Below are 20,424 nucleotides of genomic sequence, written 5' to 3'. Positions count from 1 at the left end.
ATTTTTATTAAATATTAATGAACATATTTAATGACCAATAACTTTCTATTCGCAGCCTAACCGCTAAAAGCTAATAGCTACCCTTAAATTGCAAAATTATCGCTGTCAACATATGCTTTAATTAACGCAGCTTCTCCTTCTTTTCCTTTTTGAGAATTGCCGTGCTCCATACCCATAATGAAGCTTTTCCCTTCCTTTTTACTCCGGTTATAGATGTATTTAAATATATTTTTATAGTTGATTTCTCCCGTTGTTGGCTCGTTTCTTCCCGGCTCATCTCCTATCTGGAAATAATCAATTTCACTCCACGTGGCTTCGATATTGTGGATCACCCGCCCTTCGTTTTTCTGCATGTGATAAATGTCATACAGGATTTTGCAAGATTTGCTGTTTACACCACGGCAGATTTCATACGTCTGGTCAGAAGTACGTAAAAACAAGTTTGGCGTATCACTCAATGGTTCCAAAACCATTACTAACCCATGCGGTTCCAAAATTTCGGCACCTCTGCGAAGCGCGTCAATTACATTTCCGGTTTGTACACCAATCGGCAGGCTACGGTCGAAATCACCAGGCACAACCGTCATCCATTTTGCGTTTACACGTTTTGCCGTTTCTACTGCTTTTTTACAGCCTGCAAGGAAAATATCGATATGTTCTTTTTTGTTCGTTGCTAATGTATTTGCTCCGTTTCCACCTTTATCCACAACGAAAACACCCATTTCCATACCTAAACGAGTCATTTCCTTGGCGATTTTTTCCTGTTCTTCAACCGGGCGGCCCATCATGCCATTGTCTTCCAAAGCCATAAAACCCTGATCAGCCATAAATTTCAGCTGATCAATCACATCTTTTCCGGCACTGTTCTGGAACATACCGAAGTGAGAAGCGTATTTTAGTTTAAAAGTATTTTTTGCCATGTTTGAAGTTGGAGTTGCAAAGGCCTCATTCGCTGCCATTGCGGCACCAGCTATTCCAAGGGATGATTTAACAAAATTTCTGCGGAGCATGATTTAAGGATATTGTTATGGTTTTAGTAGATAAAGAAAAGTTTTGGCGATTTATACCGATTACGAAGTTCAATTTTAAGATTTCACACGAAGCAAAAAAGAAAAGGGCAAAGAACGCTAAGATTAACTTTGCGTTCTTTGCCCTTTTCTTACCTGCTTGGCGTGAAATTTAGTTTCCTTTTCTCTTTCTTCTTCTCTCCTTTTTACTTTTCGGCTGTTCAGTGTCTTCTGCTACGATAATCGGTTCGACAGGTTTCGGAAAATATGGTGCAAGTTCCTTTTTCACATCATCCCTGAATGCATTTTTCACACCTTCCAGAGCGGCTTCCTTAATTTCTCCGTCAACCTGATTTTGTTTTAACAATTTAACAACCGCGTCTTCTCCCGGCCAGCTTCCGCCAAGATAGCGGGCTGCATCCGCACGAATTGATTCTTTTTGACTTACATCCAGCACAGTTGAGCGCAGAATATAAACAGACTCAGCACTTCCAGCCGTTTGCAGCGAGGCTAACAAAGCTGATTTTTTGGAGTCGTTTAAGGTTGATAACTTATCAGTAATAAAAGAAACACCTGCAATTTCCAAAAGCAAAGCCCCGGCATCACGTCCTAAAACGCTACCTGATTTCTCAATGGCCATTTGAAAAAGTCGTGCATTTTCAGATTCCGGGGTATATCTGGTTACGAGTTCAATATAATCTTCGGTACCATATGTTTCATCGAGCAGCCTATTCAGAGCGGTCAATCCCTGCTGGGAATTGGTTACGAAAGATTTATCCAAATGCAGTAAGGCCAACTTACTGACTTCAATCCGGTCAGAGGATTTTACGTCCATCACGTGCATAAGTGCCTGCGATTTTTCATAGCCTGCATGGAAAAAGTCAAATGCACGGAAATAACGTAATCTGCTTTTAAAAGTAACTGAAGTATCTGATGCCAGATCCGTAAGATAAGGGATCGCTTGTCTTGTTCTGGCTAACCAGATCAGATCTTTACCGGAATCCGTATTGCCTGGATTTTTTCCTGCCTTTGCCAGCCATGCAGGAAAAATCCTTTCCCACTGACCAATCGCACCAATACTTAGCGCCTCCACCGACCAGCGGTCATTTCCTTTATATTGCTGAGCCAATTGCAGCCATACATCCAGCGCTTCGTAAGTATGGTTGTGATTAATCGCCAAAGCACATTCGCGGCGTACCTGCGGATTAGGATCAGATGTTAATCTTTTGATGTATTCCGTTGGATCACTGTTACGCTGGCGAACCGCTCTCAATGTAGTAATACGTAAGTTTGGATTTAATTCTCTAAAACCGATATCCAGATTTCTGTGGTTGAAACCTTCAATTTTATTCAAAACCCAAAGTGCGCGTGCGCGTAGTTTTGGATTTCCGTTATACAACCGGAATAAATTTTCGAGCTCCGGTTCTGCCGCCATGCCCAGTTTAACACAGGCATTCCATGCCAGATAACGCTGAGAAAGATTAGGACTTTGTAAAGCCTTTACCGCTTCAACCGGAGAAGATAAATCATAAACAGGAATTTTGTAAGCCGTTCCCGGAGGCGCAATCCTGAAGATCCTGCCTCTGCTCCTATCCTTCATTTTATGCGAACCCGCCACCGGATCATACCAGTCTGATACAATCAGCGACCCATCAGGTGCCACACAAACATCCGTTGGCCTAAACCATTTATCTCTTTTTCCTTCCAAAAGCGGAAGAATTCCTGTCGATTTAAACCCTGCGCCATCTGGCTCCACCGGAAATGCCCTTACTGTATTTTGCCCGGCATCGGCCAGGATAATCTGGTCCCAGTAACGTCTTGGCAGTAAATCACCTTCATAAACCACCATACCCATGGGCAAACCTGAACCGGTTTCCAGCAAATTCGGAACAACGCCCGGATCATTCTGATGCCAGTGGCGACGCGGGATTTCGTCTTCAAGATTGGTATGATTGATACGCCAGCTGGCTCCGCTCATTTCATCTATATAACCAAAATTTCCATTTTCCATGACATAACTTACACGGTCAGCACCGTTGCCAGGCTCTTCCTGATCCGACTGCCACATGGTACCGTAGCTATCAACGGCAATTTCAAAACCATTATGAAAATTTTCAGCCAGTATCTCCACATTTCTAAATTCCTGATCAACCCTGAAAACAACGCCCTGACGATACTGACGAAAATCAATCGGCCTTTCGTATTTATCCAGAAGCGGCCTGTCTTCTCCGTCAACAAGCTGTTTTCCTGCATTTCCATAGGTAAAATAAAACTTCCCATCCGGTCCAAATACGAAAGCATGGACGCCGGCATCCTGCTGCGTGCCGCCAATTCCTTTGAAAAGAACTTCCTTTTTATCCGCTTTGTCATCACCATCCGTATCTGTGAAAAGCCATACGTAAGGACTTTGGGAAACGATGGCTTTGTTGCCCATCACCCAAATTCCCAAAGGTGAATTCAGTTCGGAACCCTGGTAAAAAATTTTGGTAACATCTGCCTTTCCGTCACCTGTTGTATCTTCCAGAATAACGATCCGGTCACCGACATTCAGTTCGGATTTTCCATTAACGGCCGGACGATAATTATAAGACTCGCAAACCCAGACTCTTCCGCGATGGTCAACATCGATGTTGATTGGATTGGTGATGAGTGGCTCCGACGCAAACAGCGTTGTTTCAAGGCCGTCAGCAGATTCAAGACCAGCAACGGCATTTCTCGAAAACCGCTTTTCAGGTTCAGAAAAGGTCGCGTACAAACTATCAGGATGAACTTTCGCCAGGGTATCCACCACTTGACAGATCCCATTCAAACTAAAAAAAGAAAGATTTGCGGCAACCAGAAGGGCAGACTTAATGTATTTAATTCGTTTCAAAACGTAATTCAATGGAGCAGAAGACTATTGGACAATTTCAAAATTACCAGTTCTTTTTCAGATTAACGAAACAAAGTTTTACTTAAATTGAAAAAATGACGATAAACAAACAGCCCGCTAAAACAAAAGTGTTTCAGCGGGCTGTAATGAATGATTTGTATAAAACGTAATTATTTTTTCTTCAGACTACTTAAATATTCTACCAGATTAACAAGTTCGTCGGTGCTCATAGCATCCTGAAGACCAGCCGGCATCATAGAATCTTTCATCTGTTTCATCGATTTCACCTGCGACATTTTATATTCCTGCGTGGTACCACCCGGAAGTTTCATGATCAGGTCGGTTTCCGTTTTGCTAGAAACAATTCCTGTAACCGATGAACCATCTTTGAATTGCACTTCAAAACCTTCATAACCAAAACCGATTCCTGCGCTTGGTTCAAAGATGGCGGCATATTCTGCTTCTTTCGGAAGTTTGCTGCCAATTTCAGAAAGTTTTGGGCCGAAATCCATTCCCTGCCCGTTTACCTGATGACAAACGGAACAGTACATTGAAAATATCTCTTTTCCCTTTGCAGCATTTCCAGTCATCGAAACCAGCGTTTTCAGATCCGGATGTTTTTTAGCAGCTACGGCATTTCCGTCAAGGTATTTTGCAGCCTCAATCTGGATTAATTTCCGCCATGCGCCGCTTAGTCCCTGAACTGCCGGAGTTTTGAGATCGCCGGCAATTTTCCCTTCTTTTAATAATACCAAAACCAAATCCTCTCCATTCATCGTACCGCCTAATGCGCGGGCTGCCTCAGAGCGAATCTCAATAGGTTCTTTGCTATCCAGTACAACGGCTTTCAGTATATCGAGTGATTGTTTACTTCCCACACCCTTGATAGAAGCCAAAGCAGCGATTGCTTTTTCTGTATCTTTTCCCTTAATCATTGTTAAAAGTAATGGTGCTCCGCCTTGTTTCAGAAGCTGCTGTCCGGCAGAACGGCCAATATTTGAAGTAGATTTAGATAAGGCAAGTTGCAGCAAACGACTATTCTCAGACGGAAGCTCATACCGGGTCACCAGTTCCATATAAGTTGCAGTGCCATACGTTGCACCAAGTAATTTTTTCAAAGATGCCAGTGCTTCCGGTGATTGTTTTACAAAAACCGGGTCGAGGTGACGAAGCGCGAGTTCATTGATCTCATTTTGATTTTCGGCTTTCCCCTTCATGATTTTGACCAAAGCAATCGATTTTTCCCTGGCCGCAGGATTAAAATCAAAGGCACGGAAATATTTTAAACGACTTTTCAGATCAACACCGGGATCACTGGCAAGCGATGCCAATAAATTAACTGATTCCTTACTTCTTGAACGCCAGACAATATTTTTTCCGGCATCCGTAGCAACCGGATTTGCTCCAGCTTTTGACAGCCAGGCCTTGAAAAAAGCATCCCAATTTCCTTCGGCACCAATTCCCAGGGCTTCCAGATACCAGCGGTCTTGCCCATCATACTGCTGCGCAAGTTCTGCCCAAAGATTTGCAGCTTCGGGAGAAACCGTTCCATGAAGCGCCAAAGCACATTCCCGACGAACCTGAACATCAGAATCGTTAACCAGTAATTTGATATATTTCACCAGATCTGCATTTCGTTTTTCACGAACCACACGGATTGCCATAATCCGCATATCCGGATTTGCATCACGCAAGGCAGATTCCAGATTTTCGGTACTGACTATGTCAATGGTTGCTATTGCCCACAAAGCGCGTGCTCGCATACGGGGATTTTCCTTTGTATTTTCAAATAGCTTTTTGAGTTCCGGAAGTGATTTATCTCCCATTTTCATCAAAGCATTCCAGGCAAGATAACGGACCGAAAGGTTAGGATTTTGCAATGCCTGCACCGCTCCCGCAGCTGTTGAGAAATCAGCCGAAGGAATTTTATAAGGTGTGTTTTCCGGCGCAATTCTATACAACCGACCTTTATTCTGATCACCGGCCTGATGTCCGCCAACGCCGGGATCATACCAGTCAGAGACAATAAGTGAGCCATCCGGAGCCACACAAACATCCGAAGGCCTGAACCATTGATCACGTTTTCCTTCCAAAAGATTTACAATTTTTGCAGAATAACCTGCGCCGGATTTGGCAACCGTATAAGAACGAACAACGTTAGGACCTGCATCACAATGGATCATCTGGTCCCAGAATATTTTAGGCAATAGCCGCCCTTCATACACAACCATGCCCGTCGGCGATCCTGCTCCGGTCTGTAAAAGATTCGGGATCACTCCCGGATCATTCAAATGCCAGTGACGGAAAGGAATGGAATCTTCAATATTTGTACGGTTTGCGCGCCAGCCGGCACCGGTAATTTCATCTGTGTAACCATAATTTCCGTATTGCATCACATAATTGATACGAACACCTTTATTTCCATCATCATCATTATCCGACTGCCACATGGTGCCATAACTATCCACCGCTACTTCATAATTGTTCCGGAAATTATTTCCCAAAACTTCGATATTTTTAAAATCAGGATCACAGCGAAATACCATTCCCTGTTTGTTTTTCTTAAAGTCAACAGGTTTTCCATCCTGGCCGACTACCGGATTTCCCTTTCCATCCAGCAGGTGTCCGCCTTCATTTCCAAAATTGAAATACAGTTTTCCATCCGGACCAAAAACAAAAGCATGCATACCATGATCATGCTGCTCTCCGCCTACGCCTTCAAAAATTACTTCTTTTTTATCCGCTTTTCCATCATTATCTGCATCTGTAAAAAGCCATACATATGGACTTTGGGAAACGATTACCTGATTGCCCATTACCCAAATCCCGAGAGGAGAATTTAATTCTTTGCCCTGATAAAAAACGGTTGTTTTGTCTGATTTTCCATCACCGTTGGTATCTTCCAAGATCAAAATCCGGTCACCTTCGCCTTTTGTCGGATTACCATTTATTGCCGGACGATAGTTATACGCTTCACAAACCCAAACCCGACCCAGATGATCTACATCAATATTGGTAGGATTTGTCAAGGTTGGCTCAGAAGCAAAAAGCGTTGCTTCAAGACCATTGGCAACGGTTAGTCCTGCGGTTGCGTACTTTGGAGAATGTTTTTGTTCAGTCGTCAGATTGTCGTACAGACTATCAAGACCTGAACTTTTCACAGTTGTCGGGTTGGTCCGCATGTAAGACGCGGCGAGCATTCCCAGGGCAAGCATACCAGAAATTGATAATGTTACCGGATTTTTAAAGTTCATCGGTGATATGATTAATCAGTTGGGCACAATAAAACTTTACAAAGTCAACCGATTTAGGTTTCTATTCATAAAGATTACTAATTTTAGATTATAAGAAAACAGCCACCTATCATTTACTATCATGAACAGAATTATTTTCAGCTTTGCTCTTTTATGCGCTGCATTTGGGGTAAAAGCACAAACCGTAATTTCGCCTGAAGATATCCAGATCAAAACCGCTATACTGGCCGCACCAAGTGACAAGCAGGCTGCGGCGAAAGTATATGGTTATGCTGCCGATGGGACTTTTAAGGTTTTGAGAAACGGTACAAATGATTTTGTATGTATTGCTGATGATCCAACAAAAGATGGAATTAACGTATCATGCTATCACGCAGACCTGGAACCTTTTATGGAACGTGGACGGGTTTTGACAAAAGAAGGAAAAAACCAGAAGGAGATATTTGATATCCGTGAAAAAGAAGTGAAAAGCAAAAAGTTGCTGATGCCGAATCAACCTGCAACACTTTATTCGTTTTCGGGATCAGCTGAAAATTATGATTCAAAAACCGGTGCTTTAAAAGACGGCTATATGCGTTATGTGGTGTACATACCTTTCGCAACCGCTGAAAGTACCGGACTTCCGTTAAAACCTGACATGCCAGGAATGCCGTGGATAATGGATCCGGGAACGCATCGTGCCCATATTATGATCAATCCTGCTAAAAAATAAGAAGCGATTACGAAGGTTTTCAGGATATTTTTTCAACAGAAAAGGCAAGAGGAGCTTCGGCAAAAAGCACTCTGACTTTTTTCCAGACTACACCAAAAAACTCAGTTCTCCGGTAGTCATCAAGGGTTTCGACGGATTCCCAGTGGCTATGTGTTACAAAAGTATTGGGATCATCAACGTCACGCCAAAGTTCAAGGTGCAAACATCCTGGCATGCTCTGGATATCATTTTTGCATAGTTCAAAAATGCGCTGAAATTCATTGGTTTTTTCAGGAAGGAAGGTCATTCTAACGATGCGGATGATGATCATAAACTTTTGAATGATTATGGTTTTTGTATTAATAAAAAAAGTCAATTCCCCAACGCTTATCAGCCAGCACAATTATTTAACAGGAACTTGTGCGAATAAAGTATATAAAATTCGATTTTAAGCATGTAAAATATTGGTAATCATTCCATATGCAGATAAAAAATATAAATCAGCATATCAAAGATCTGATTCGGATTTGGGGTAGAGATCAGGAAATATCGTCCTTTATCCGAAAGATTTAAATCAATGAAAAAAGTGAAATCAATACTCATGGCCATTGGCCTGACTGCCTTATCATTACAATCAATGGCTCAAAATGAAGTTATTCCGCTTTGGCCGGAAGGAAAAGTACCCAGTTCCATAGCCAATAAAGTTGAGGAAAAATCGGTAACGGACGCAACCGGAATTTTAAGAATAAGCGGAGTTACAGTCCCGACAATCACTGCTTTTATTGTTCCAAAAGAAAAATCGACCGGTGCTGCGGTTATGATATGCCCCGGTGGCGGTTATGGAATTCTGGCGGCTTCCCATGAAGGAAGTGATCTTGCCAAATGGTTTAATGAAAGAGGAATTTCTGCTTTTGTTTTGAAATATCGTCTGCCGGATGCAAAAGCGATGACGCACCAGCACGAAGTTCCATTAATGGATGCCATGCAGGGAATAAAACTGATCCGCCGGTCGGCAAAGAAATGGAATATTGAAACTGATAAAATCGGTGTGATGGGTTTTTCAGCGGGCGGACATTTGGCTGCTACGCTGTCAACACATTATAATATGGGAGCGCAGGCATCAGAAGAGGCAAAACCTAACTTTTCGATTTTGCTATATCCGGTAATATCATTCATGCCTGAAATCGCGCATGGCGGTTCACGTGATGCTTTATTAGGATCAGAAAAATCGGAAGAACTGATCAGGTATTATTCCAATGAATTGCAGGTCAGCGAGAAAACACCAACGGCTTTTTTAGTACATGCGATGGACGACGGGGCTGTGCCGGTGGAAAACAGCATTGCCTATTACCTGGCTTTGAAGAAATTTAAAACCCCGGCAGAAATGCACCTTTATCCAAAAGGCGGACATGGTTTTGGGCTGAGAACAGAAGGAAAAGGATCTTTGGTGAACTGGCCTGCGGCGATGGACGGCTGGCTAAAAGCAAATGGCTGGGGGAAATAAAAACAATCGGGTTACAAATCTTTATGATTGTAACCCGATGTTCAATTTAGTTTAGTGCTACTAATTTCCTTCCTGCCACTTCTGCAATTTCAGTTGTGGCCAAACTAACGTTCTTTGTGATTTTTTCTTCTCCACTCACGATTTCAATTTTATAATCTCCATCACCTATCTCTGAAAAATCAAATTTCTGACCGATTTTTTCGATTCCTCTGCCAACAAATTCCTGATGAAGAATTTTTCCTTTGCTATCAACAAGTCTGATATGGATGCGGGCATTTTTTTCCTTCTCAACTAATACGTTCATCATTAAGGTATTTTTCACACGATACATTCCCACCCGGAAAGGCTCATAATATTTATTTCCTGATGCATTTTGAGTTTGTCCGGCGAAAGCAGATCCGCTTACCAATAAGCCGATCATAGCGGCAACGAAAGTTGTTTTGAAATTTTTCATGATTGAAGATTTATGGCTAAATTTTTACCAATGATGGCCCCAGTCATGTGCATGTTGCATGCAAATCGTTGAACGGTAAAAAATCGGGTTGAACGGTGGAGTGATAAAAAATCGGAGCGATGTTATAAATTTTAAGTGAAATTATAGCACATGTATTAACGCATTAGTCATATTGCAGAAGAATTTTTCAAAACAAACTACCTACCCACCAATAGCAATCATCCTCCTGTTTTGTTCATAATCCGCTTTTGCTTCTTTTTCACTGAAATCAATATGCCCGCCGGTGGCAAAATGTTTTTTATGGAAATGAGAATAAATAAGTGAGCGGATATCTTCTCCACGACGCAATGGCGTTAAAAGATCAATTTCAGTAGTATCAAAAAGACAATTTTTCAGCTTTCCGTCGGCAGTAAGCCTGATCCGGTTGCAGCCTGCACAAAAAGGATGTGTCACAGTACCGATAATCCCGAAGGTTCCTTTCCCCCCACGCACCCTGAAACTATGCGCGGTGTCGTGTAATTCACCTTCCAGTTTTTCAAATTCAAACTGCGAACTGATATCAGCAAGTAAATCATTGTAAGAAACTATTTTTGACATATCCCACTTATTCCCGTTAAATGGCATAAATTCTATAAAACGAACCTGAATATTAGGCTCGTCCATCGTTAATCTTACAAAATCATTAACCTCAGTATCGTTAACACCTTTCATTACCACGACATTAAGTTTGACAAGAAAACCTTCGGCAATCAGAAGTTTGATACTGTCAAGCGTTTTGTGAAAATGATCCCTTTTTGTGATGTTTTTAAAAGTGGATTCGTTCAAAGTGTCCAGGCTTACATTCAGGGAACGCACGCCGGCACTTTTCAAATCATTGATAAACTGATCAACAAATACTGCGTTGGTTGTTAAGGTCAAAGAAGTTGGCAAGGTGCCCAGATTCTGGATGATCTGGCCAACATCTTTTCTTATCAATGGCTCACCGCCGGTCAAACGGATCTTTTCAACACCCATATCAACGAAAATGCCTGCAAGCGTCTGAATTTCCTCAGCCTGCATCAGCCATTTTGAAGGCATAAATTGCATATCTTCCTGTGGCATACAATAGGTACAGCGCAGGTTACACTTATCTGTCAGCGAGATCCGCAGATAAGTATGCTTTCGACCAAAAGTATCCAGAATGGGTTGAGACATTGTTTTTGTAATTAATGCTTATTTCCATCCATAACGCTGAAAACATGCAGAACGTGCGGAAACAGGGCATCCATATAATCGGTTACGCCTCCTGTACTTCCAGGCATTGTTAAAACCAAGGTATTCCCGACTAAACCGGCAACCGATCTGGACAGCATGGAAGTTGGAATTCTCTCCTGTCCATATTGCCTGGCCGTTTCCGCGATTCCGGGAATTTCTCTGTCAATCAATTCACTGACGGCTTCGGGTGTAACATCCCGATCTGACAATCCGGTTCCTCCGGTAATTAAAATCAATTGATATGAAAGGCTGCAAAGACTTCTTATTTTTTCCTGAATAGTATTTTTATCGTCCGGAATTATGCTGTAATCGTTAACCACAATTCCGAGCATATCCAGTTTTTCAATAATTTTTCTCCCGGATTTGTCTTCTCCTAAACCTTTGGAAATACTGTCTGAACAAACGATCACTGCTGTTTTCAAATTTTCAGGAATTGCTTTTCTGTCACTTTTCCCTCCTTTTTTTTCCAGCAATTTAATATTTCTGATCTCCACACCTTTGTCGATCGGTTTTAACATATCATAAAGCGTGAGTGCTACTACCGAAGCCCCGTGCATGGCTTCAACCTCAACACCTGTTTTATAAATTGTTTTGACCGTTAATTCAATAACAATGGTCAGGTCTTCTATTCTATAATTTACGCCGGTATATTCAACAGGAATCGGGTGACAGTCCGGTAATAGATCAGGTGTTTTTTTGACTGCCAATAATCCCGCAGCTTTTGCCATTTCAAAAACATCACCTTTGGGAACAGTCCTGTTTTGAATCGCCAGAATAGTTTCCGGCCTGCTGACCTGAACGATGGCCTGTGCGGTTGCAATCCGGAGGGTATTTGTCTTGTGCGTAATATCTACCATTATATGCGGTTACTTGTTTTCTTTCCAGATATATTCCCCGGCGGGGCCAACCAGCTCTTTTCCAAAAATGGGGACCTTCGTTTTTATTTGTTCAACAATATATTCAGATGCTTCAAAAGCGGCACGGCGATGGGCTGAGGAAACGAAAACAAAAAGACTGATTTCGCCCGTCGGCACTAGTCCGATGCTATGATAAATATGCATACAGATCAGGTCAAATTTTGTAAATGCATCTTCACGAATTTCATGGAAAGTCTGTTCGGCCATTTCCTCGTAAGCCGAATATTCAATTCCTGTTACATGACCTTCTGCTTTTTCATCGGCCCGAATCTGTCCCAGAAAAATGGCATGGGCACCGATATTTGTTTTACTCTGGTGCTTGGCAATTGAATCCGCAACAAACTGAGGACTGATGGCACCCGGCACAAATACCTTTTTAGGTTTATGAATTTTATCCATTACTCCTTAATAATCTTATATATTGATCAAAATCAAATGATTCGTTTTTCTCATCCGCCGGCAAAAGGTGGCAACAATGCAATTTCTGCCGACAAAGGTATTATGGTCTCATCATCTCCTATTTTCTGATTGACTGCGATCTTGAATTTTTTCTCACGCATTTCAGGATATTTTTCAAACAGCTGCCCTTTTAAATCATTAACCGTCATATTTTCTTTTCCAGCCAAATGTTCATTTGCCTGTCCTGAAATTTCCGCCAGCATACCAAAATATAAAATATTGATGCTCATTTTTTATTGGTTATAATTTTACAAAGGCAATAAATGTACCTCCACAAGATCACCCGCATAAACATTTTGCTGGGTTACCGGCAAATATATCAGCGCATTAGCGACCGCAAAAGAACGCAGGGCAAAAGACTCCTGGCCTTCCAGGGAAGTTACCTGTCCATTAGAAACACTGGCTTTCAAAAATTCGTCCCTTTCGCCGTTAAAAGAATAAGCATGAGAAATCGGCAGCTTGAAAGATGGCAAAAAGTTATCTTTCCGGCCTGACATCAACCTCAATGCCGGCAAAACGTATTCATAAAAACATACCAGTGACGAAGCCGGATTTCCGGGTAATGCATAAAAATAATTTCGCTGTGTTTTTGCAAACAGCAATGGCTTACCCGGTTTCTGTCTGATTTTGTAGAAAATTGTTTCTGCACCTATGGCTTCCAACGCCTTACCCACATAATCATAATCTCCAACAGAAACACCGCCGGTAGCTATGATGACATCATTTCTTGTTGCCAGTAATTCAAGGCTGCTGATTGTTGCAGCCAGATCATCTTCGGCATAATATACTTCAACCTGATAAACTCCTTCCTTTTTCAATGCTGCAACCAGCATCGCGGAATTAGACTCATAAACCTGTCCGTCACCTAATGCTTCACCGGTTTTTACAAGTTCATCACCTGTCACCAAAATTCCAATTTTCGGTTTCCGGTATACTTCAACCTCCTGAACATTCAAACCGGTTAAAAAACCAACTGCTCCGGCAGACAGATAGGTTCCGGCCGCCAGGGCAATATCACCTTCCCGAATCTGCTGCCCTACGTTACGGATATTAAGATTTTCCAAAACCGGATATTCCTTTATAATCACATTACCATTTTCAACAGACGTCCGCTCCTGCATGATCACAGCTGTGGCACCAGCCGGCACAGGAGCGCCCGTAAATATGCGGATCGCGGTACCGGATTTTAAAGTAATTTTCGAAGTTCCACCAGCTTTTGATTCTGCAACGACAGGTAAGGAAATATTTTGGTTATTGATATCGGTATGCAAAACCGCATACCCGTCCATAGATGATTGCCGGAAAGACGGGAGAGATAAACCCGCCGTGACATCCGTAGCTAAAACATAACCCAATACCTCTGATACCACTTTTGCCTCCAAAGACAAAGCAACTGTATTTTCCGTAATTCTTCTTTTAGCTTCTGCTACTGTGACCATTTTCAAAATGATGAGTCCAACAATGCAAGATAGTATTTAAAAATTGAACCGAAGGTATAATACCAGGATGACAATCTGTGATTTTTTACAGCTGTTTACAACGGAAAAAGAGCCTCATTTTTAATAAAAATCGGCTAAAAATGAGAGAGCTAAAAATTTATATTTCAATTATTTCCAAATCCTGTATTAGAAAAGTTCAATTTTCAATTAAAAATATTCATTTTGTTACTTTTGGTGATTTCCAACGATTATTCTTCAAATTGAATTTAAACATAATAATTATTTTCGAACCGAATCAGAATCCAAAATTAGATCAACTTGAATTAGTGCTAATTCAAAATCAGTCAATTACCTATAAATCAACTTTTTACCCTAAAATGAAACAATATTAATTCAATAGCGTTATCTTTGTCCCGTGGAATACCACCGAAAATTATGTTGAACGAAATTAAACATGGATGATTAGATTAATATTTGTTGCCTTCTCAATTGCATCAATGGGGATGTTTTCCCTAAGCAACTTGAAGGTAGAAAAGAAGGAGCTGAAGTCTGAACTAACAATCAACTCCAACCTTCTTGCCATCAATTTTTGTGGCGAAAAGGTGCCTCTTACGGAAATGCGCATAGCCGAGCGGTACCAGAACATGATCAGAAATTACGACACCGATTCTTTCCGTAAACTGATGACGAGCGCAGAAAAAAGGATGCGAATTATTGAACCCATCCTGAAAAAGTACGGAGTGCCATCCGACTTTAAATATATTCCCATCATAGAAAGTGCTATGAGCCACGAAGCTACCTCTCACAAAGGTGCAAGCGGATACTGGCAATTAATGCCCGCAACAGCCAAATCTCTTGGCTTAACCGTAAATGGAACGGTTGACGATCGCAAACATCTGGTTAAATCCACCCATGCAGCAGGTAAGTATTTAAAAGGACTTCACCGCCAGCTTGGTTCCTGGACACTTGTAGCCGCTGCCTACAATGCAGGACCAACACATATTCAACACCGAATGAACTCACAAAATAAAGACGACTATTTTAAACTTCGGTTAAACACAGAAACAACTAAGTACATTTATAAATTATTGGCAGTTAAAGAGTGGTTTTCCAATCCTAAAAGAAGCAAGGAATGGGGCAGCGGTGATGTTTTAGATAAAATGGTACAGATCAGAGAAGAGAAAAAACTATCTGATTTAAAACCGGATTCGAAACAATTGGCACGAGTAGCAACTGATTCTTAAATTCTTTGGTTATATAACCATGACAATGCAAAGAAAAACTGCAATATGCTTTTCTTTGCATTTGTTATGATATACAAAACAGTTGTATAAACTTCATTTATTTTTTACCAAATACCAGTCAAACGAATATGACAAAGGCCGAAATGATCACCGATAAGGGTACTATGCTTATCGAGTTTTATGATGCGGAAACACCTATTGCTGTGAAAAACTTTGTAGATCTTTCTAAAAAAGGATTTTATGACGGACTTACTTTCCACCGCGTTATTCCTGATTTCATGATTCAGGGCGGAGATCCTCAGGGAACAGGACGCGGAGGTCCGGGATACACAATTAAATGTGAAGTGAAAGCTGAAAAACAATATCACGACCGTGGTGTTTTATCCATGGCACACGCAGGACGTGATACAGGTGGATCTCAATTCTTCATTTGCCACAGCCGTACTAATACTGCTCATTTGGACGGAAACCATACTTGCTTTGGCAAAGTGGTTGAAGGTGTGGATACAGTAGATCTAATTCGTCAGGGCGATAAGATCCAGAAAATTACTATCATTGAAGAAGAAGCCTAAGCTTTATTTTCTTTGACAAAACAAAACAGGCCCGGAAATTATCCGGGCCTGTTTTGTTTCAATCCAAATTCTTTTACCAGAAATGGTTATATAAAACTACAATCAGTGCGATAACAACCGAAGCACCAATCACAAAGCTACGATGTGGTTTGAACATCGACACGTCAATTTGCAGTCCTTTTTTCTCGTCAGGTAAAACCAGTCCCAGCACAAACATAACGGCTACACAGATCAGGAATACCAATCCCATTCTATCCAGGAAAGGAACCTGAGTCCAGTCAGCAAATGGGAAATAATTGTTGTGCATGGCAAGGGCGATCAGGAAGCCACCTACAATCGCAAATAATGCCCCCGCTGAATTTGTTCTTTTCCAAAAGAAGCCCATAATAAATGAAGCAAAAATTCCCGGTGAAAGCAGCCCGGTCATTTCCTGAATAAATTGGAAACCACCCTTTTTATCGATTCCCATATATGGAGAAACAACAATGGCAAGAATCATGGCAACCACTACAACCCAGCGTCCAACCCAAACCAGCTTCTTTTCGTCTGCGTTTTTACCGATATAATTCCTAAAAATATCCAGCGTAAAAATCGTTGAAATACTATTTGCTTTACCGGCCAACGATGCCACAACCGCTGCTGTCAAGGCAGCAAAAGATAAACCTTTCAAACCACTCGGAAGTAAATTTAAAAGAACAGGATATGCCTTATCCGGATTAATTGCTCCATCTGCACCTAGCATTTCAGCCTGAAAAAGACCTTTGCTATATAAGGCATAAGCAGCGATACCGGGCAAAACAACAATAACCGGCATCAGCAATTTAAGACCGGCTGCAAACAAAATACCATTACGGGCCGTTTTTAAGTCTGCACCCAATGCACGTTGTGTGATGTATTGATTACAACCCCAATAGTTCAAATTAACGATCCACATACCGCCTAACAAAACTGCAAGACCAGGAAGCTGCATGTAAAAAGGACTGCTTTTAGGGAAAATCATATGGAAGTGATCGTCATGATTTTCACGCATCATTTTCATCCCGCTTATCACCCCGTCAATACCGGTTTCTCCTGAAACTAAATTGATAGCCAGATAAGTTGTTGCCAAACCACCAATGATCAGGAAGAAAACCTGAATAACGTCGGTGAAACCGATAACCTTCATCCCACCGATTGTTATGATAATGGCAAAAACTGCCAATGCGATCATACAGAAGGTGAAATCAAGTCCTGAAATACCGGAAACTGCAAGCGCACCTAAGTAAAGAATTGATGTAAGGTTTACCAGAATATACAAAGCCAGCCAGAAAACAGCCATAATCAAACTTACGGTAGGATTATAACGCTGACTTAAAAACTGGGGCATTGTGTAAATCTTGTTTTTCAGATAGATCGGCATAAAGAAAACCGCAACAATAATCAGCGTTGCAGCAGCCATCCATTCATAGGTTGAAATCCCCAGACCCATCGAAAATCCGTTACCAGACATCCCAATAAATTGTTCTGCTGAAATGTTTGACGCGATCAGCGATGCACCAATTGCCCACCAGGTAAGCGATCCTTCTGCCAGGAAAAAGTCTTGTGTAGATTCAGTAGTAGATTTTTTTCGTTGGTAGATCCAGTATCCATAACCTGATACCAGGATAAAATAAAAGAAGAATACTATGTAATCCAGGGTTTGTAACTGTTGCATTTCAAATTTATGATATTAGATGAATGGATAAGCGATTTCTGTTCAATCCGAAAGGTACACTATTTTCGAAAAATAGTGCAAGTAAAAAAATCATGTTCCCTATTATTGTTCGCCTTTATTTTTCATCGAGGATCAAAAATGCATAAACTGTGGCAGTATGGCACTCTTTCACTTATCCATTTTCATAGAATCCGGTAAGCGGAGGGGATTATCAGGGAGTTTCAATGTATTATTTTGCTTCGCACGATTTTCAATATCCAGATAACTTTCCTTAAATGATCTGCCGTTTTTCATCTCCCCCACCAATTTAACAAGCCCAGCCTGTCCGCAAAAAGCCAGCCAGTAAGATACTTCCAGCCCGGAAGTCATATATGCGAGCATAACCTCCTTTGAACCACCGTTAAAAAATCCTTTTACGGAAGTTATGTTTTTAAGTTCAAGAATATTTTGTCCGCCGCCGGTTTGATATAGCCATTCGTCCATATAATCATAATACCGGCCCAGAGAATCGGGATTATTTACAAAACGCCTGTCCAGCATCAAAGCTGTCCCTTCATTAAACCACTGAGGAACATCCAGGGTCGTTTTCAACCAGCCCAAACGGCCCAGTAATTCAACATGAGACATTTCGTGACTGATCACATCCACATTTAAACCCTGCGCATTCAAAATTACATAAGAATCTCCCCAGGGCGTACCCAGACTGCACCCTGCTCCTTCTGTACTCTGGCAATATTTCTGATATTCCTGTGGAGTTCCGCAAACAATTATTTTTGGTTCTGCCTGTTTTCCAAACCAAAAAGAATCAATCCGCAATTCTGCCTTTTTGATCACGCCAAGTATATTTTTGCGCTGATTTTGTTCAAGAGAAGGACTGGAATAAATATAATCATTGACCTTTTCAAAATTTGAAAGACCAATCAGCTGACATTGCAGGACCTGAGGATAAAGGAAAAAATAACCGGGAATAACCAAAACCAACCCGATCAGAAGAAATTTGCCAAGAGCAGCAAGACGGGATTTTGATAGAAAGTTGGTTTTCAATGAGGCAAGCTTTAAGGCAATTAGTTTTAAACACGACGTTTCAAAAGAACGAAACGCCGTGTTTAAAATTAGAATTAATGTTTGAAATGACGAATTCCGGTAGTAACCATCGCCACACCATTGGCATTGCAATAGGCAACAGAATCTTTGTCGCGGATAGAACCTCCCGGCTGAACAACAGCTGTAATTCCTGCCTGTGTTGCAATTTCGACACAATCAGGGAACGGGAAAAACGCATCGGAAGCCATTACCGCACCTTGCAGATCAAAGCCAAAATGTTTTGCTTTTTCAATTGCCTGACGAAGTGCGTCAATTCGGGAAGTTTGTCCTGTTCCGCTTGCGAAAAGCTGGTTTTCTTTGGCAAGAACAATTGTATTTGATTTGGTATGTTTACAAACTTTTAAAGCAAATTCCAGTGCTTTCAATTCATCAGCAGTTGGTGCTTTTTCAGTAACAGTTGTCATCAGTTCCGCTGTTTCAGTAGCGAGATCTTTGTCCTGTACCAATACACCGTTCAATATTGTTTTGAACATAATCCCTGGAAGATCCACAGATTTACGTTTCAATAAATTTCTGTTTTTCTTTGATTTTAACAATTCCAAAGCACCATCTTCAAAATCAGGCGCAATCAGAATTTCCATAAAAAGTTTGTTCAACTCCTCTGCTGTGGCCAGATCGACTTTAACATTAGTGATCACAACACCGCCAAAAGCAGAATCCGGATCACAAGCCAAAGCATTTAAATAAGCCTCTTTTGCAGTTGCGGCGGTTGCAACACCACAGGCATTGGTATGCTTGATAATTGCAAACGTCGGATCAGCGTCAGCAAATTCATCGATCAAACCGATACAGGCATCAACATCTACCAGATTGTTATAGGATAATTCTTTGCCATGAAGCTTGTCAAACATTTTATCCAGATCACCATGGAACGCCGCGCTTTGATGCGGATTTTCACCATAACGAAGTGTCTGTGACGGTAATGTTGTAAAGTTGAACAAGGCATCATCCGCACTTGAATCTTTGGAAAGGAAATAATTATTGATCGCTCCGTCATAGTGAGAAGAAACGCCAAAAGCCTCACCTGCATACCAGCGACGGTCGTCAAGATCCGTACTTGCTGATTTTTCAGTCAACAATGTTACAACACTTTCATATTGTTTACGCGAAGAAACGATCAGCGTATCTTTGTAGTTTTTCGCAGTCGCACGAATCAGAGAAATACCTCCAATGTCTATTTTTTCTATAATATCTTCCTCGCCCGCACCAGATGCAACGGTTTCTTCAAAAGGATATAAATCAACTACAACCATATCAATAGCAGGAATATTATACTGAGCCGCCTGCGCTACATCCCCCTCATCATCACGACGATACAAAATTCCACCCATGATGGCAGGATGCAAAGTTTTTACTCTTCCACCAAAGATAGATGGGTAACCTGTAAGCTCTTCGGCTGCGGTAACAGGAATATTCAGGTTTTCAATGAAAGTTTGCGTGCCGCCTGTGGAATAAAGTTTTACACCGTTTTCATGTAAAACGCGAACAAGCGGTTCAAGGCCGTCCTTATAATAAACAGAGATAAGAGCAGATTGGATTTTTTTAGACATTGGTCAATATTTGACAGTAAATATTACGAGACTTTGGGCAAAGGAAAAGAGAATTTTTACACTCGGCTTCCCAGCTCACGGTGATCAAAAATAAACCGCAAAGATAATTTAAAATTGTTAATGATTAATGGTTAATTGTTAATGATGCTCGTATCGAGTGGCTAATAATCATCTGTTTTTGCTGATCAATGATGATAAAGAAATCGATAGTTTATTAAACAAATCGCCATTAATTCTGAATAATTAATACCATATTTCAACTAAATTAACAATCAGGCATACTTGTGATTGCCTAAAATAGGTTGCCTTCAGTTTAAAATTATGAATAAAGTTTAAAATTGAATTATACATTGATCTGGATTTTGGTTTTTAGACTCTGATGCAGTCCAGATTGATAATTTAGACCTATC

Annotated in this window: 17 protein-coding genes; 4 read left to right on the top strand and 13 right to left on the bottom strand. The window is 41.1% G+C overall.

The features are described 5' to 3' along the window. Window positions 1-83: 83 nt before the first annotated feature. From LXL81_RS27905 to LXL81_RS27895, 3 genes are all read right to left on the bottom strand, one after another. On the bottom strand, window positions 84-1,010 hold the full coding sequence (locus tag LXL81_RS27905; RefSeq protein WP_234651185.1) for a hydroxypyruvate isomerase family protein: 927 nt from the start codon (window positions 1,008-1,010) through the stop codon (window positions 84-86). A 169-nt stretch (window positions 1,011-1,179) separates the two neighbouring features. Beyond that, complete coding sequence (locus LXL81_RS27900) at window positions 1,180-3,879, bottom strand: PVC-type heme-binding CxxCH protein (RefSeq protein WP_234651183.1); 2,700 nt, start codon at window positions 3,877-3,879, stop codon at window positions 1,180-1,182. Window positions 3,880-4,049: 170 nt separating this feature from the next. Then, complete coding sequence (locus LXL81_RS27895) at window positions 4,050-7,133, bottom strand: PVC-type heme-binding CxxCH protein (protein ID WP_234651181.1); 3,084 nt, start codon at window positions 7,131-7,133, stop codon at window positions 4,050-4,052. A gap of 121 nt (window positions 7,134-7,254) precedes the next feature. Here LXL81_RS27895 and LXL81_RS27890 point away from each other — a divergent pair, with 121 nt between their 5' ends. Further along, window positions 7,255-7,845, top strand: a complete 591-nt coding sequence (locus LXL81_RS27890) for a hypothetical protein (RefSeq protein WP_234651179.1) — start codon at window positions 7,255-7,257, stop codon at window positions 7,843-7,845. A gap of 19 nt (window positions 7,846-7,864) precedes the next feature. On the opposite strand, the gene LXL81_RS27885 is transcribed toward LXL81_RS27890, so the two are convergent. Beyond that, complete coding sequence (locus LXL81_RS27885) at window positions 7,865-8,155, bottom strand: putative quinol monooxygenase (RefSeq protein ID WP_255713978.1); 291 nt, start codon at window positions 8,153-8,155, stop codon at window positions 7,865-7,867. A gap of 246 nt (window positions 8,156-8,401) precedes the next feature. Here LXL81_RS27885 and LXL81_RS27880 point away from each other — a divergent pair, with 246 nt between their 5' ends. Beyond that, window positions 8,402-9,328 (top strand): alpha/beta hydrolase, encoded by a 927-nt coding sequence (locus tag LXL81_RS27880; RefSeq protein WP_234651177.1) that lies wholly within the window; start codon window positions 8,402-8,404, stop codon window positions 9,326-9,328. Window positions 9,329-9,374: 46 nt separating this feature from the next. Here LXL81_RS27880 and LXL81_RS27875 read toward each other — a convergent pair whose 3' ends face one another. The 6 genes from LXL81_RS27875 to glp all read right to left on the bottom strand — a co-directional run bounded on the left by LXL81_RS27875 (window position 9,375) and on the right by glp (window position 13,851). Then, on the bottom strand, window positions 9,375-9,782 hold the full coding sequence (locus LXL81_RS27875; protein WP_234651176.1) for a hypothetical protein: 408 nt from the start codon (window positions 9,780-9,782) through the stop codon (window positions 9,375-9,377). Between the two features lie 201 nt (window positions 9,783-9,983). Beyond that, the gene (moaA, locus tag LXL81_RS27870) at window positions 9,984-10,976 is read right to left on the bottom strand and encodes a GTP 3',8-cyclase MoaA (protein WP_234651173.1); all 993 of its coding nucleotides are present in this window, start codon (window positions 10,974-10,976) and stop codon (window positions 9,984-9,986) included. Window positions 10,977-10,987: 11 nt separating this feature from the next. Beyond that, window positions 10,988-11,893 (bottom strand): bifunctional molybdenum cofactor biosynthesis protein MoaC/MoaB, encoded by a 906-nt coding sequence (gene moaCB, locus LXL81_RS27865; RefSeq protein WP_234651170.1) that lies wholly within the window; start codon window positions 11,891-11,893, stop codon window positions 10,988-10,990. Between the two features lie 9 nt (window positions 11,894-11,902). Next, window positions 11,903-12,352 carry a molybdenum cofactor biosynthesis protein MoaE gene (locus LXL81_RS27860; RefSeq protein WP_234651159.1) on the bottom strand — a complete coding sequence of 150 codons (450 nt, stop codon included), beginning with the start codon at window positions 12,350-12,352 and terminating at the stop codon, window positions 11,903-11,905. A gap of 50 nt (window positions 12,353-12,402) precedes the next feature. Continuing rightward, window positions 12,403-12,642 carry a MoaD/ThiS family protein gene (locus LXL81_RS27855; RefSeq protein WP_234651157.1) on the bottom strand — a complete coding sequence of 80 codons (240 nt, stop codon included), beginning with the start codon at window positions 12,640-12,642 and terminating at the stop codon, window positions 12,403-12,405. Between the two features lie 18 nt (window positions 12,643-12,660). Beyond that, a complete protein-coding gene (glp, locus tag LXL81_RS27850; protein ID WP_234651155.1) occupies window positions 12,661-13,851 on the bottom strand; it encodes a gephyrin-like molybdotransferase Glp in 1,191 nt (396 codons plus the stop codon). Between the two features lie 458 nt (window positions 13,852-14,309). Here glp and LXL81_RS27845 point away from each other — a divergent pair, with 458 nt between their 5' ends. Then, window positions 14,310-15,095: a lytic transglycosylase domain-containing protein gene (locus tag LXL81_RS27845; RefSeq protein WP_234651153.1), complete on the top strand. Its 786-nt coding sequence runs from the start codon at window positions 14,310-14,312 to the stop codon at window positions 15,093-15,095. Between the two features lie 128 nt (window positions 15,096-15,223). Then, complete coding sequence (locus LXL81_RS27840; protein ID WP_234651151.1) at window positions 15,224-15,667, top strand: peptidylprolyl isomerase; 444 nt, start codon at window positions 15,224-15,226, stop codon at window positions 15,665-15,667. A gap of 73 nt (window positions 15,668-15,740) precedes the next feature. On the opposite strand, the gene LXL81_RS27835 is transcribed toward LXL81_RS27840, so the two are convergent. The 3 genes from LXL81_RS27835 to purH all read right to left on the bottom strand — a co-directional run bounded on the left by LXL81_RS27835 (window position 15,741) and on the right by purH (window position 20,014). After that, window positions 15,741-17,360, bottom strand: coding sequence for a sodium:solute symporter family transporter (locus tag LXL81_RS27835; RefSeq protein ID WP_234651148.1), 1,620 nt, complete (start codon window positions 17,358-17,360; stop codon window positions 15,741-15,743). Window positions 17,361-17,528: 168 nt separating this feature from the next. Further along, complete coding sequence (locus tag LXL81_RS27830; RefSeq protein ID WP_234651146.1) at window positions 17,529-18,404, bottom strand: hypothetical protein; 876 nt, start codon at window positions 18,402-18,404, stop codon at window positions 17,529-17,531. A 74-nt stretch (window positions 18,405-18,478) separates the two neighbouring features. After that, window positions 18,479-20,014 carry a bifunctional phosphoribosylaminoimidazolecarboxamide formyltransferase/IMP cyclohydrolase gene (gene purH / locus LXL81_RS27825; RefSeq protein ID WP_234651144.1) on the bottom strand — a complete coding sequence of 512 codons (1,536 nt, stop codon included), beginning with the start codon at window positions 20,012-20,014 and terminating at the stop codon, window positions 18,479-18,481. Window positions 20,015-20,424: the final 410 nt, after the last annotated feature.

It is taken from the genome of Dyadobacter sp. CY356 (assembly GCF_021440195.1).
In the GTDB taxonomy this organism is placed as follows: domain Bacteria; phylum Bacteroidota; class Bacteroidia; order Cytophagales; family Spirosomataceae; genus Dyadobacter.
Note: the sequence above shows the minus strand (reverse complement) of the source record. Positions and strands in the feature narration are given on the sequence as shown.